Source organism: Snodgrassella sp. CFCC 13594, from assembly GCF_001590725.1.
GTDB lineage: Bacteria > Pseudomonadota > Gammaproteobacteria > Burkholderiales > Neisseriaceae > Snodgrassella.
In genome coordinates this window covers 33,303-46,361 of sequence record NZ_LQXR01000017.1, presented here as the reverse complement: position 1 = coordinate 46,361, position 13,059 = coordinate 33,303, and the positions used below count along the sequence as shown (strand labels likewise).

The following is a 13,059-nucleotide window of genomic DNA, read 5'->3' as shown; positions in this document are numbered from 1 at the left end:
TTGCGCAAATTGCGCGGGCATAATGGGGTAGGCCGTATACACAGTGGCTTCCTTGATGTGGTTACGGGACAAGGCATAGTCCTGGAATAACGCGTAAATCTCAGGCAAAGCCATCAATCGTTTATTTTGCGCCAGCACATACACAAAATTTTTCAATTCTGTGTCAACAGGTTGTTTGTCCAATAAAGACAAAATACTGTCGGCTTTTGCGGCATAACCGGTTTCAGGTTCTTCAATCAATGTCACCACCTTGGGTTGCAACACGATTTCTGCCAAAGTTTTCAGTTCGCCCAGCCAAGACTCGGTGCAATTTTGCGCTTGCGCCAGCTCATATAATGCCTTGGCATAAGGTCTGGCGATGGTTGCGAACTCAGCCATAGAATCACAGCTCCTGTTTCAGATGGGCCAGCATGTCTGCATGACGTGAGGCATCAACCTCACTGCGCAGAATCGCTTCAGCACCTTTCACAGCCAAAGTGGCCACTTGTTCACGCAAAGCTTCGCGGGCGCGATTGGCTTCTTGTTCAACATCGGCTTTGGCTTGAGCCATAATGCGTGCAGCTTCGGTGACAGCCTGATCTTTGGCTTCATCAACAATTTGTGCAGCACGTTTTTCCGCATTGGCCACCATTTCGGAGACCTGATTGCGTCCTTCGGCTAAGATTTCTGCAACACGTTTTTCCGCTTGAGCAAAATCACTTTTCCCGCGTTCAGCCGCAGCCAAACCTTCGGCGATTTTGTCAGTGCGCTCATCCAATGCTTTTGCGATAGGTGGCCACACGAACTTCATCGTAAACCACACAAATATCAGAAAAACAATAATTTGCGCAATTAAGGTTGCATTAATATTCACGATTAAACCTTTAGATTAGTGTTTATTAATTAAACAGTTAACAACCAGCAAATCTAAATTCTTAGCCGCCAATTTTGGCAAAGTACAAGAATGATACGCCCAAAGAAATAATAAACGCAGCGTCAATCATACCCATGATAATAAAGAATTTACCCAACAATGGATTCATCAATTCAGGTTGACGGGCTGAAGATTCCATGTATTTAGCACCCAACAAACCGATACCGATAGAGGCACCCATAGCAGAAATACCAATCATCAGACCACAAGCGATAGCGATTAAACCACCCATTTACTTCACTCCTTAAGTTAAAGAATCAAACAACAAATAAAACACTTTAATGCGAATCATGCGCCTGACCCAAATATACGAAGGTCAATACCATGAATAGATAGGCTTGCAAGGCAATAACCAAAATATGGAAAATAGCCCAAGCCGAACCTGCCACCAATTGCAGCAAGAACAAAACAACATCACTCACACCTGCGCTGCCTGAAAGGCCCCAAGCACCACCTAACAGCGCGATCACCATAAACAGTACCTCACCAGCATACATATTACCGAAAAGTCGCATACCGTGAGACAGCGTTTTGGAGAAGAATTCAATGACGTTCATCAAAAAATTGGGGATATACAACCATACTTTATTACCAAACGGCGCACTGAATAATTCATGCACCCAGCCGCCAAGGCCTTTGATTTTGATATTGTAGATAAAACACAATACCAGCACGGAAATGGCCATTGCCATAGTGGTATTTAAGTCTGCTGTTGGCACCACGCGCAAATAAGCATGGTGATCGCCAGTAGCGTGCTGCCACGCCCATGGCAATAAATCCACAGGCAGCAAATCCAACGCATTCATGAATAAAATCCACAAGAATACCGTCAAACCCAATGGGGCAATCACTTTGCGCGAGTTGCTGTTGTGCACCATGTCTTTACACAAGCCATCAACAAACTCAATCAACAGCTCAATAGCTGCCTGAAAGCGCGTTGGTACATCCGCTTTCATATTGCGCGCTGCGCGCCACATCACGAGGGAAATGATGATACCCAACAGAATAGAGAAAAACAGGGTATCCAAGTTAATGAAAGAGAAATCAACCATATTCGTCTGATATTCAGGCGATTTTTGCGTAAAGTTGATTAAATGATGGCTAATGTATTCGCCCGGAGTCATTTCAGTGCTACTCATAGTACCAATCTTTTTCCAAAAGTAAATAATCCCGCTTGGCTCACCAAAATGAGCCCCAATAAGAACGCAAGCCAATTGGCCGCCGGGTAAGCTAGGTAGACCACCAGCATCATCAGGCACACCAATATAATTTTACCCAACTCTGTCGCCATCAAAGCCACAGGCAGTAAGTCCGGGATTTTCTTCAAAATGCTTAACAACACGATGGCCAAAATGGTGGGCAACAAATAACACAACCCGCCCAATACGACAGACCCAATAGCAGCAACACCCCATACCCAAGCAGCTATAGCAATTGCCACAACCAGCAGGACCATTTGCCACACTATTATTTTGCCCATGAAGCCTCCTACTCAGACACCGCAGCAAGCCGCGCAACTATAATCAACCACAGCCCAAGCGTCAAGCCATTTTGACAAAACATGTTAATCACTTCTCAACGCAAAATTCATATTTTTCAAATGTTTCGCCAAAATGCTTTACTCAATGTAACAATTTCCTTTGCGCTGCAACAACATGTATCCGATCACTATTTCTCCAGCGTCAAACCCATTTTTTTCAATAAGTGCGCCAAACTTTCTGGGCTGTCAAAATGCAGCACCAAACGGCCACTGCGCTGATTTTTACTGATCAGCTCTACCGGTACCGATAAATGGTGCGCCAATACAGCTTCAATATGCATTATTTCAGTGCTTTTTTTGGCACCCTCTTCTTGCTCTGGTTTGCGCGCCAACCACTGCTGACTACGCCGTTCAACTTCACGAACGGACCACCCATTTTTAACAGCACGTTGTGCAAAATCGATCTGCTGAACCACAGGCAAGCTCAATAGTGCCCTGGCATGCCCCATCTCCAATTGCCGCGTATACATCAAATCCTGTACAGGCTGTGGCAAATTCAATAAACGCAGGCTATTGGATATGCTACTGCGACTGCGCCCCACAGCATTGGCCACAGTTTCGTGTGTCAGCCCAAATTCATCTACTAAGCGCTTCAATCCTTGTGCTTCTTCAATGGGATTTAAATTTTCTCGTTGAATATTTTCAATCAATCCCATGGCCAAAGCGGTTTCATCGGAAATACTCTTAATGACTGCGGGAATATCTGCCAATCCAGCCAATTGGCTCGCGCGCCAGCGTCGTTCACCTGCAATCAACTCATATTGTGACAAGCCCATTTCACGCACGATCACTGGCTGAATAACACCCTGTACCCTGATGGACTCCGCCAATTCGTGCAAAGCCGTCTCATCCATTTGCACCCGAGGTTGGTACCGTCCAGGCACGATGTCACTGATGGCCACATTAGTCAGTCGATCAGCGCCGCCCACATCGCTTCCAGAACCCAGCAGCGCATCCAAACCTGTACCTAAACCTTTTGCTTTTGCCATATTTATTCTTGATCGGTTAATTGTTGTGTTTCAGGCAGCCTGAACATTCAATCTGCATGACAAACAAGCCAAGCTGAAGTGACCCAGTGCCATTTAGATTTAAGACGCCTGCCGCGCCAAAAGCTCATCTGCCAACGCCAAATAGGCCAAAGTACCTCTGGCCTTATCGTCGTATTGCAACGCCGGCATACCGTAACTCGGTGCCTCTGCCAGCCGAATATTCCTTGGAATAGTAGTTTCAAACAGCTTTTTGGGGAAATATTTGATCAGCTGTTCATCCACTTGTTTAGACAACAGGCTTTGTCCATTATAAAGGGTGCGCACGATGCCCAAGATATCTAGCTGAGGATTCACCGCTTGGCGAATTTTGCGCACTGTGGCCACCAAATCGGAAATGCCTTCCAGCGCATAATACTCACACACCATCGGCACCATCACTTGCTGCGCCGCCACCAAACCATTGATGGTCAGCAACGTTAGCGTAGGTGGACAATCAATTAAAATGTAGTCATAGCGATCCGCAATGTGCATCAAAGCATTTTTCAACCGCATTTCGCGTGCCAGCTCTTGTACCAATTCCACCTCAGCGCCCGCTAAAGCGCGATTGGCTGGCAGAACATCAAACCCACCGTTTTTCGCTGGCACAATGGCTGCTTGAATGTCTGCACCCCCCAGTAATACAGCATAGACGCCATCGCGCACACTGCCTTTATTGATGCCACACCCAGTCGTCGCATTGCCTTGTGGATCCAAATCCACCGTCAATACGCGCTTACCTCTATGCGCCAATGAAGCCGCCAAATTCACCACCGTGGTGGTTTTGCCCACTCCGCCTTTTTGATTGGCCACAGCGATGATGTGCGCACTCATGCAGTTTCTTTCTTTTGCAACAACACCATGTGCCGCTCTGCATGCAGATGGGGTACCTTCAATTTATCCACACTCACCACTTCTACGCCTGCAGGCAATTGGGCAATTTCTTCATAAGGGTAGACACCTTTCATGGCAGCCCATTGCCCACCCTTAGCCATTAACTGCTTGGTAATGGTGACAAAATCACCTAATTCAGCAAATGCACGACTGGTAATCACATCAAACTGCTCGCCCACCATGGCTTCCACCCGGGCAGTAATCACTTCCACATTATTCAATCCGAGCTCAATCACGGCTTGCTGTAAAAACGACGTTTTCTTGCTGTTGGCATCCAGCAGCGCGACTGGCAGATCTGGCCGCGCAATGGCCACAGGAATACCGGGCATGCCGCCGCCTGAACCCACATCAATTAAACCCCGCGCTTTTTTTAAATACGGCAACAAAGTCAAACTGTCCAGAATATGGTGGCTAATCACGGCTTGGTCATCGCGTAAAGCGGTCAAGTTATAAGTGCTATTCCATTTTTTCAACAAATCCACAAACGCCAGCAATTGCAACTGCTGCGGCACTGTTAACTCAATGCCCATTTCTTGCAAACCTTGTTGCAGCCTATTTTTCATTTCGCTCACGATATTTTTGCTCCTTCAAAACCGCGCTTCAAATGCACCATTAATAAAGTAACGGCAGCTGGCGTTACGCCAGAAATACGCGCTGCTTGGCCAACGGTTTCCGGACGATATTGATTTAATTTTTGTTGCACTTCGGCAGACAAGCCTTTTACCTTAGCATAATCAATGCTTTCAGGCAGCCTGAGTTTTTCCAAATCCTGATGACGGCCGATTTCATCATTTTGCCGTTCGATATAGCCCTGATATTTAACCTGAATTTCCACCTGCTCTGCTGCTGCATCATCCAGTGATTCTGCTTGAGCACCGGGCAGTGTCATTAAATCAGCATAGGCAACATTGGGGCGACGCAATAAATCCAACAAGCTGGATTCTTTGCTTAAAGTTTGCCCCAATACACGCAATTGTTCATGCTCAGGTAAATTCAGTGGCGTAAACCAAGTATGGCTCATGCGCTGGATTTCGCGTGCCACCGCTTCTCGTTTTTCCTCAAATAACCGCCATTGATCCTCATCTACCAGACCTACCTGTCTACCCAATTCAGTTAAGCGCATGTCGGCATTGTCTTCACGCAACTGCAGTCGATATTCAGCGCGACTGGTGAACATACGGTAAGGCTCCGTAACACCTTTGGTAATTAAATCATCAACCAATACACCCAAATAAGCTTGGTCTCGATGCAGCACCAAGGATTCTTTTTCTTGCACATAAAGCGCAGCATTGGCGCCAGCCAATAAGCCTTGTGCAGCTGCCTCTTCATAGCCTGTCGTGCCATTGATTTGGCCCGCAAAAAACAAACCGGGTATGCTTTTGGTTTCCAAACTGGCTTTAAGATTGCGTGGATCAAAATAATCGTACTCAATCGCATAGCCCGGCCGCAAAATATGCGCATGCTGCAAACCAGGCATCGAATGCACCAAATCCAACTGCACATCAAACGGCAAACTGGTAGAGATGCCATTGGGGTAATATTCGTGTGTAGTCAATCCTTCCGGCTCCAGAAAAATCTGGTGGCTGTCTTTATCGGCAAAACGATTGACTTTGTCTTCAATCGACGGGCAGTACCGTGGCCCCACGCCTTCAATTTTGCCAGTAAACATCGGGCTTCGATCAAACCCACCGCGGATAATGTCGTGTGTCTGTGTATTGGTGTGAGTAATCCAACATGAAATCTGGCGCGGATGCATATTGGCATCACCGCGCACCGAGAAAACCGGTACTGGTTGATCACCGGGCTGCTCCTGCAGTTGCGAAAAATCAATACTGCGCCCATCAATACGCGGCGGTGTGCCGGTTTTCAAACGCCCCTGCGGCAACTTCAGCTCTTTCAGGCAGCCCGATAAATGTTGTGCTGCGGGATCACCCGCGCGCCCACCAGCATAATTTTCCAAACCAATGTGAATTTTTCCGGCCAAAAATGTACCGGCAGTCAATACCACTGAGCGTGCCCGGAAAGTCACGCCCATGGCCGTAATCACACCTGCCGCACGGCCGTGTTCCACCACAATATCTTCCACTTGCTGTTGAAATAAATCCAAGTGCTCTTGGTTTTCCAACATATGGCGAATGGCCGCTTTATACAAAATTCGGTCAGCTTGTGCTCGGGTAGCGCGCACAGCCGGACCTTTAGAGGCGTTCAATCGACGAAATTGAATTCCGGCCTGATCCGCAGCCAAGGCCATAGCACCACCCAGCGCATCCAATTCACGCACCAAGTGGCCTTTGCCAATCCCGCCAATCGATGGATTGCAGGACATTTGTCCCAAGGTTTCAATATTGTGTGTGAGTAATAACGTTCGCACGCCCGTGCGCGCAGATGCCAGCGCTGCCTCGGTACCTGCATGACCGCCACCTACCACAATCACATCATATTCAATAGGATAGTTCATCTTAATGTGCTTTATCGGCACTGTTTTCACCAAGAAAACCGTGCGCAACCAAAATGGTGTTATTTTACGCGAGCATGCCGAGTTTGTCAGGATGACAACACGGCAATGCTTACCCCATTATGGCTACACAGCCGTTGAATCATTTCCCTCAAAAAGCAGCAAGATTACCTCGGCCATACTGTGCCAATCCACCATCATCACCACCGATTTTTTCAATTCGGCTGCATACCCAACAAGCACATTTCCAAATAGATGTACTCCCAAAAAACTTCATCACCCAAAGATAAAATGCCATTTAGAGTCAAACATAAACATTGCCCAGTAGGCCCCTAAGCCAAGCTTTGGGTTGAAAAGTGCGTTTTGAAACCAGCATTGATGCAGTTAGCAATAGATGCACCATCTAAATGCGAAAAATACAAATTCAACTGCCTTTGAAAATTTCAAGCAACCGGAGTCAAGTCGAATCAACACCACATTTATTTATTGGCTATAACACACTCATCCCATTGGGTGGCATGCACCTCATCAATACACCACATTACCTTCTCAAGCGCATGCATATATCACCATGATAACCATCCGATGGGCAATTACGTACTCTGATTCCTATCGGATTTCCACCAACTTTCCCAAATAATTGTTGACAATCTACTTGTAAATTGTTAACAATTTACAAAAATAATCTTAACGATGTAATTAAGGGAATGCGTCATTGGGATATTTTTTACAACAGTCACTCATGGCTGATCGTCACAGCAGGCCAATTTGCGGGGAGCAAACCACATGAACATCCAAATCTCTTTACTCACAAGTGCCATGGTCGCAGCATGTAGCAGCGCTTTGGCCTTTCCAGTCTCTACTCAAAATGACTGTACCGACAACCAAGGTCAAGCAAATAACGCAACTGAAGTCTTTAGCTGCGGCCAACTCGATGGCAGTATCCGCTTAAATAGCTATTCACTTAAAAATGCCTATTTTGGTGGCACCAGCCAAGACACCACCAGCATTGGCGGTTATGCAACCTATAAAACGGCACCACTACATGGCTTTCAGGCAGCCATTGGGATTGAAGGACAGCATCGCATTGATGAAGGTGCTAACTCAATTGCCGAATTACACGACAATACTTTCGGCCTAAGTGAAGCTTATGTGAAATGGCAAAAAAATCGACTTTCCATTACGCTAGGCAATCAGCGCTTGAATCTACCCTTCGTCGGTGATTATGCTAATTTCCGCGTTTTGCCATATTTGTATCAAGCTGCCGATATCCAATATGGCGATGCAGATAATTTTGTCCGCGCCACCAAAATCCATAAAGCCAAAACATACGGCACCAGCGATTTTCGCAAAACATCACGACTAAATGATGATGCATTCATGCGTTATGATCATGAAACCAATGGCATGTTTGCGCTGGGAGCCGGTCACAGATGGCAAGGTGAACACCAATATATCAAAGGCCAAATTTGGGCAGAGCACTACAACAACGTACTCGACCTTGTTTACGGCGAACTCAATTACGGCCTTCCTAAATACACTTGGCAACCGGAATTCAGCATACAAGCAATGTACGGAAAAGACACTGGTCATGCTTATTTAGGTAAAGTTGAAAGCAAAGTAGTGGGCATTCAAGCAAAATTCAAACCCAATCCCAAACTGACTTGGAAAATTGCCGCCAATCACATGTTTAGCCAAAACGACGCTTGGCATAACGGCGCACTACCCACCCCTTATGCACACAACACTTCATCTGGCCCATTCTTTGCACAGCCATTTTTCACCAGCACTCAAGATTTGGGCGCTGGCAATGCCTTCTCCACCGAATTAACGGGCAATGTTACCGAGAAAATATCGATGGGTGGACGCCTCTCCCATGTGCGTGCTAGCAATGTGAGTACCCAGCCACATCTTAAAATGACTGAATATTTGGTTTATGGTTTTTATAATTTCAACGGCAAGCTAAAAGGCCTCAGCATCGGTAATTTTGCCGGGGTGCAAAAGCGAGAGGGGAATGCCCATGCGTTTTGGCAAAACCGTTTGCAAATGTCGTACAATTTCTAAACACACCAGCAATAAAAAAGAGCCCAGAGGGCTCTTTTTGCATAGGCAACAATTAACGTTTTGAGAACTGTTTGGCACGACGTGCTTTGCGCAAACCGAATTTTTTACGTTCAACTTCACGTGCATCACGTGTCACCAAACCAGCAGCAGACAGAGCTGGTTTCAAAGCAGCATCATAATCAATCAATGCACGGGTAATGCCGTGGCGAATGGCACCAGACTGGCCTGTTTCACCACCGCCTACTACATTGACTTTGATATCAAAGGCTTCCAAATTTTCGGTCAAAACCAAAGGTTGACGCACAATCATGCGGCCAGTTTCACGACCAAAAAATTCATCCAATGGGCGACCGTTTACAGTGATCTGACCATTGCCTTTTTGTAAGAAAACACGGGCCACTGAACTTTTGCGGCGACCTGTGCCGTAATAATATTTACCGTTCATTGCGTGTCCTTAGATTTCCAAAGCTTTGGGTTGCTGAGCAGCGTGGCCATGTTCAGTACCGGCATACACTTTCAGTTTTTTAATCATAGCATAGCCCAAGGGGCCTTTTGGCAACATACCTTTAACTGCTTTTTCCAAGGCACGGCCTGGAAATTGGTTTTGCATTTCACCAAAAGTACGCTCGTAAATACCACCTGGGTAACCAGAGTGACGATAGTATTTTTTGTCAGTTTGTTTGTTACCGGTCACACGCAATTTGTCGGCATTGATGACAATGATGTAGTCACCGGTGTCTACGTGCGGCGTGTATTCTGGCTTATGTTTGCCGCGCAAACGGTGGGCAATTTCGGCAGCCAGACGACCCAGAACCTTGTCTTGGGCGTCTACTACATACCAATCGCGCTTCACCTCATGCGGTTTAGCTGAAAAGGTTTTCATGGGAGCTAATCCAAATAAATATACGAAAGCTGCCGATTTTAAAGAAATAACAAGGCCCTGTCAACGTAATGCAATGATTCTGTTGTGTAGTGCCCGTTTCAGGCAGCCTTTTTCCGCAAGCTGCCTTGATCACACTTCAACACGATAATTTAAAGCCAATTCATCGCCACAGCAACCACGGATACCCCAATGGCTTTTCGGAGTTTCAAACAAAGTAATTTCAACATCTTGTGCGGCGATGCCGATTGACTTTAAAGAAACAAACAACAATTGAATCAAATGTTTTTTGGCTGCTTCCGTTCGTCCTTCAAATAAACTAATCTCAATGATTAAATATTGGTCTGAGCGATCATCTGGATGCACAAATTGCCAGTCCTCCAAAGCCATGAAACGATGAAACCGCTTTTCCGGAGGATATGCCAATGCCGCCATCACCGACTGATGAATGGCATCAGAAATAGCTTGGGATTGTTTTTTAAGAAATACTGCATGACCAAAAATTTTAATTTGTGCCATCTGATTCCAATCATAATTGCGAAAATGTGATAGACCTTACAAAAAGGGGCATAGGGTACTGTGGTTAGAATTGAGTCTCGAACCTTTGCCCAAACAGGTTCTCCCGTACTTTCCTGAATTTGAATTTTAATGGATTGCCATTCCTCATCACCCATAAATGCCGCCCACTGTTGCTGCAAGACTGCCTTATTTGGCAATGCTAATAAGTACACAAACTCTAAATGTGATTCATTTCCTGATTCCCACATACTCAATATATGAAAATCATCCTGTCGCATGATGCGGCTTGCGTGCTGCTCAAATCGCCGATGGAAAACCGATCTCAATTCCGGTTTAACTTCATAGATTCTGAGTTGATAAATAGGATTCTCTAAAGGCATAGCCATTCCCTGACAAGATTTAAGAGAAATTAACCAATGCGTTTAAATGGCGGTAAACACGCCAGCATTTGTTTACCATAACGAGCAGTGATGATGCGGTTATCCAAAATGGTAATGCGTCCATAATCAGATTCAGTGCGGATCAAACGACCCACTGCCTGAATCAACTTAATACTGGCTTCCGGTACGGTAATTTCCAAAAAGGGATTGCCCCCGCGTTGTTCTATCCATCGGTTTTGGGTTTTTTCGATGGGGTTATCGGGCATGGCAAACGGCAGTTTGGCAATGATGACCTGCACGCAAGCCTCTCCAGGCAAATCCAAGCCTTCTGCAAAGCTGTCTAAACCAAAAATCACGCTGGGTTTACCGGCGGCAATGGCCTCATGGTGTTTCGCCAACAAAATGTTTTTGGGCAGTTCCCCTTGGATAAGCAGCAACGGCAAATGGCTTTCAGGCAGCCTGAGTGCCACTTCTTGCATTTGCTTGCGCGAGGAAAACAACACCAGCGTACCAATCGGCTCTGCATGACTGACCAGTTTGGGTAACCACCTGGCAATTTCTGCCGTGTGCGCCGTCACATCCTTGGGACTGGCCGCCAGCGTAGGAATATACAATTCGCCCTGTTGTGAAAAATCAAATGGGCTATCCAAAGCCACGCAAGTGGTTTCAGGTAGCCAGATCAACCCCGTTTGCCTCAATAACAAATCAAAATTGCCCAATGAGCGCAATGTTGCCGAAGTCAATACCGCCCCCGCGGCGCGGCGCCACAACCCATTGGCTAATTTACTGGCACTGCTGATGGGCGAGGCATGAAACACATAGTCTGGCTTATCTGTCATCTTGCGGGAAACCCATTTGGCCAATGGGGCCTCACCTTCCACGGTGGTCGTTGCCATTTGCGACCACACCGCTTCAACCTGCTCGGCACGGGCCGTCATCATGCCCAATTCACCCGTCAGACGATCAATCAGCGGACCGTCCTGGTTTTGATCACGGCGAGCAGCCGCCAAGGCATCATTGAGATGATTGAGGTTTTTCAGCAATGCCTGCGCTGACAGTGCGGTATTGTTCACCAACAATTCAAGTGAATTCGGCACCACGCCATCTGGCCACAGCCAGCTCGGTTCATTAAACCCATCATGAGCTGCCAATGTCGGCTCATCGGCCAAATGCATCATCCATTCCTGCAGGCTTTCAATGACGGCCTGGGCAGCCTCGTCGGCCAAAGTCGCCAATTCGCCTTTGTCCGTTACCCCCGCCACTTTATCCACCACACCACCAACGCGCTCTAAAAACCACAGTGCTTGGTTTAAGCTGTGTTCGGCTGCAAATTGACTTAATGCTTTCTTGGGCAAATGATGGGCTTCATCAATGCAATAGAAACTGTCGGCTGGACTGGGCAGAATAACCCCACCACCCATACCAATGTCAGCCAACAACAAATCATGATTAGCCACCACCACATCCACAGTATCTAAAGTCTCACGAGCCAAGAAAAAAGGACATTCGGCTCGATTCGGGCAGGCTGCCTTCAAGCAGCCATGACGGTCATTGGTCACCTTAAACCAAATCCCGTCATCAATCGCTTCTGGCCAAGTATCGCGATCACCATTAAAACGGCGGGCGGCAAACTCATCTGCCAACACACGCAGTTGTGCCAGCTCTTCTGGTCGAGGTTTACTGTCCCACAATACATTGGGGGATTCGAACCCAACCAAGCTGTCTTGGGCATTCGACTGAGTTAATTGATACAGTTTGTAAGGACACAAATAGCGCCCGCGCCCCTTCGCTAGGGCGAAGGTTAGAGTCAAGCCGCTGTGTTGCACCACAAATGGCAAATCCCGGCCCACCAGCTGCTCCTGCAACGCCACCGTCGCACTGCTGACCACCAGTTTCTTTCCTCGCGTTTGCGCCATGATCCCGCCAGCCAACAAATACGCTAGACTTTTGCCAACCCCAGTGGGGCCTTCAACCACCACAATACTCTCTCCTTCCCGCTCCGGCGCTGCTTCTCCTGAGACAGATTGGCTGCGCGAAAACGCTTGAGCAATGGCCGCAATCATCTGCCGCTGTGCTGCTCGAGGACGGAAATGAGGCAGGCTTTTGGCAATATTTTGATAATGATCGCGAATGGCGGTTTTTTCTAAATCGGATAGCATGTCAATGTGTGCTTGCTTAAGGTGCGTCGCTCAAGATACATTTCAGCGGCATGAGGTACATATTATAAAGTATGCTAGGGCATCCTGCTCTGCTTGAGTAAAACGCTTTTCCAGCAGGCAGTTGCCTCGCCATGTTTGATTTCGAACACCTCATTAACACAATCGAAAATTTCAATTGAGTTTTTTATCTATTCAAGCGAAAATCTCTTTTTACACATCATTCTCACAAA

The 13,059-nt window shown here is 46.8% G+C and carries 15 protein-coding genes; 1 reads left to right on the top strand and 14 read right to left on the bottom strand.

Going from position 1 to position 13,059, the window contains the following annotated elements; all coding sequences use genetic code 11:
• From atpH to mnmG, 9 genes are all read right to left on the bottom strand, one after another.
• On the bottom strand, positions 1 to 378 hold a 378-nt coding region (gene atpH / locus A2F46_RS09715; RefSeq protein ID WP_066569868.1), incomplete at its 3' end, for an ATP synthase F1 subunit delta.
• A 4-nt stretch (positions 379 to 382) separates the two neighbouring features.
• Positions 383 to 853: a F0F1 ATP synthase subunit B gene (locus A2F46_RS09710; protein ID WP_066569866.1), complete on the bottom strand. Its 471-nt coding sequence runs from the start codon at positions 851 to 853 to the stop codon at positions 383 to 385.
• A gap of 61 nt (positions 854 to 914) precedes the next feature.
• On the bottom strand, positions 915 to 1,145 hold the full coding sequence (atpE, locus tag A2F46_RS09705) for a F0F1 ATP synthase subunit C (RefSeq protein ID WP_066569865.1): 231 nt from the start codon (positions 1,143 to 1,145) through the stop codon (positions 915 to 917).
• 46 nt (positions 1,146 to 1,191) lie between these two features.
• Complete coding sequence (gene atpB / locus A2F46_RS09700; protein ID WP_066569861.1) at positions 1,192 to 2,052, bottom strand: F0F1 ATP synthase subunit A; 861 nt, start codon at positions 2,050 to 2,052, stop codon at positions 1,192 to 1,194.
• Complete coding sequence (locus A2F46_RS09695; RefSeq protein WP_066569858.1) at positions 2,049 to 2,393, bottom strand: ATP synthase subunit I; 345 nt, start codon at positions 2,391 to 2,393, stop codon at positions 2,049 to 2,051. Before A2F46_RS09695 ends, atpB begins: the two co-directional genes overlap by 4 nt.
• Before the next feature lie 188 nt (positions 2,394 to 2,581).
• The gene (locus A2F46_RS09690; RefSeq protein ID WP_066569855.1) at positions 2,582 to 3,442 is read right to left on the bottom strand and encodes a ParB/RepB/Spo0J family partition protein; all 861 of its coding nucleotides are present in this window, start codon (positions 3,440 to 3,442) and stop codon (positions 2,582 to 2,584) included.
• Between the two features lie 99 nt (positions 3,443 to 3,541).
• The gene (locus A2F46_RS09685) at positions 3,542 to 4,312 is read right to left on the bottom strand and encodes a ParA family protein (RefSeq protein WP_066569854.1); all 771 of its coding nucleotides are present in this window, start codon (positions 4,310 to 4,312) and stop codon (positions 3,542 to 3,544) included.
• The gene (gene rsmG, locus A2F46_RS09680) at positions 4,309 to 4,935 is read right to left on the bottom strand and encodes a 16S rRNA (guanine(527)-N(7))-methyltransferase RsmG (protein WP_066569878.1); all 627 of its coding nucleotides are present in this window, start codon (positions 4,933 to 4,935) and stop codon (positions 4,309 to 4,311) included. The genes A2F46_RS09685 and rsmG overlap by 4 nt, the downstream gene beginning before the upstream one ends.
• Before the next feature lie 5 nt (positions 4,936 to 4,940).
• Entirely contained in the window at positions 4,941 to 6,830 is a 1,890-nt protein-coding gene (gene mnmG, locus A2F46_RS09675; RefSeq protein ID WP_066569852.1) for a tRNA uridine-5-carboxymethylaminomethyl(34) synthesis enzyme MnmG, read from the bottom strand.
• A 783-nt stretch (positions 6,831 to 7,613) separates the two neighbouring features.
• Here mnmG and A2F46_RS09670 point away from each other — a divergent pair.
• On the top strand, positions 7,614 to 8,891 hold the full coding sequence (locus tag A2F46_RS09670; protein ID WP_066569850.1) for a hypothetical protein: 1,278 nt from the start codon (positions 7,614 to 7,616) through the stop codon (positions 8,889 to 8,891).
• A 52-nt stretch (positions 8,892 to 8,943) separates the two neighbouring features.
• Here A2F46_RS09670 and rpsI read toward each other — a convergent pair whose 3' ends face one another.
• The 5 genes from rpsI to dinG form a co-directional block, all read right to left on the bottom strand.
• Positions 8,944 to 9,336, bottom strand: a complete 393-nt coding sequence (gene rpsI / locus A2F46_RS09665) for a 30S ribosomal protein S9 (RefSeq protein WP_066569847.1) — start codon at positions 9,334 to 9,336, stop codon at positions 8,944 to 8,946.
• 9 nt (positions 9,337 to 9,345) lie between these two features.
• Complete coding sequence (gene rplM, locus A2F46_RS09660; RefSeq protein ID WP_066569846.1) at positions 9,346 to 9,774, bottom strand: 50S ribosomal protein L13; 429 nt, start codon at positions 9,772 to 9,774, stop codon at positions 9,346 to 9,348.
• A 129-nt stretch (positions 9,775 to 9,903) separates the two neighbouring features.
• Entirely contained in the window at positions 9,904 to 10,206 is a 303-nt protein-coding gene (locus A2F46_RS09655; RefSeq protein WP_197457631.1) for a tautomerase family protein, read from the bottom strand.
• Positions 10,206 to 10,670, bottom strand: coding sequence for an NIPSNAP family protein (locus A2F46_RS12100; RefSeq protein ID WP_197457630.1), 465 nt, complete (start codon positions 10,668 to 10,670; stop codon positions 10,206 to 10,208). The genes A2F46_RS09655 and A2F46_RS12100 overlap by 1 nt, the downstream gene beginning before the upstream one ends.
• A gap of 29 nt (positions 10,671 to 10,699) precedes the next feature.
• On the bottom strand, positions 10,700 to 12,829 hold the full coding sequence (gene dinG / locus A2F46_RS09650) for an ATP-dependent DNA helicase DinG (protein ID WP_066569841.1): 2,130 nt from the start codon (positions 12,827 to 12,829) through the stop codon (positions 10,700 to 10,702).
• Positions 12,830 to 13,059: the final 230 nt, after the last annotated feature.

What these genes read in the sequence shown, in the direction of transcription:
- mnmG (WP_066569852.1), bottom strand. Translation starts at nt 6,830, where the DNA reads ATGAACTATCCTATTGAATATGATGTGATTGTGGTAGGTGGCGGTCAT.
- atpE (WP_066569865.1), bottom strand. Translation starts at nt 1,145, where the DNA reads ATGGGTGGTTTAATCGCTATCGCTTGTGGTCTGATGATTGGTATTTCT.
- A2F46_RS09670 (WP_066569850.1), top strand. Translation starts at nt 7,614, where the DNA reads ATGAACATCCAAATCTCTTTACTCACAAGTGCCATGGTCGCAGCATGT.
- atpB (WP_066569861.1), bottom strand. Translation starts at nt 2,052, where the DNA reads ATGAGTAGCACTGAAATGACTCCGGGCGAATACATTAGCCATCATTTA.
- dinG (WP_066569841.1), bottom strand. Translation starts at nt 12,829, where the DNA reads ATGCTATCCGATTTAGAAAAAACCGCCATTCGCGATCATTATCAAAAT.
- rpsI (WP_066569847.1), bottom strand. Translation starts at nt 9,336, where the DNA reads ATGAACGGTAAATATTATTACGGCACAGGTCGCCGCAAAAGTTCAGTG.
- A2F46_RS09685 (WP_066569854.1), bottom strand. Translation starts at nt 4,312, where the DNA reads ATGAGTGCGCACATCATCGCTGTGGCCAATCAAAAAGGCGGAGTGGGC.
- A2F46_RS09695 (WP_066569858.1), bottom strand. Translation starts at nt 2,393, where the DNA reads ATGGGCAAAATAATAGTGTGGCAAATGGTCCTGCTGGTTGTGGCAATT.
- rsmG (WP_066569878.1), bottom strand. Translation starts at nt 4,935, where the DNA reads ATGAAAAATAGGCTGCAACAAGGTTTGCAAGAAATGGGCATTGAGTTA.
- A2F46_RS09655 (WP_197457631.1), bottom strand. Translation starts at nt 10,206, where the DNA reads ATGGCGGCATTGGCATATCCTCCGGAAAAGCGGTTTCATCGTTTCATG.
- A2F46_RS12100 (WP_197457630.1), bottom strand. Translation starts at nt 10,670, where the DNA reads ATGCCTTTAGAGAATCCTATTTATCAACTCAGAATCTATGAAGTTAAA.
- rplM (WP_066569846.1), bottom strand. Translation starts at nt 9,774, where the DNA reads ATGAAAACCTTTTCAGCTAAACCGCATGAGGTGAAGCGCGATTGGTAT.
- A2F46_RS09690 (WP_066569855.1), bottom strand. Translation starts at nt 3,442, where the DNA reads ATGGCAAAAGCAAAAGGTTTAGGTACAGGTTTGGATGCGCTGCTGGGT.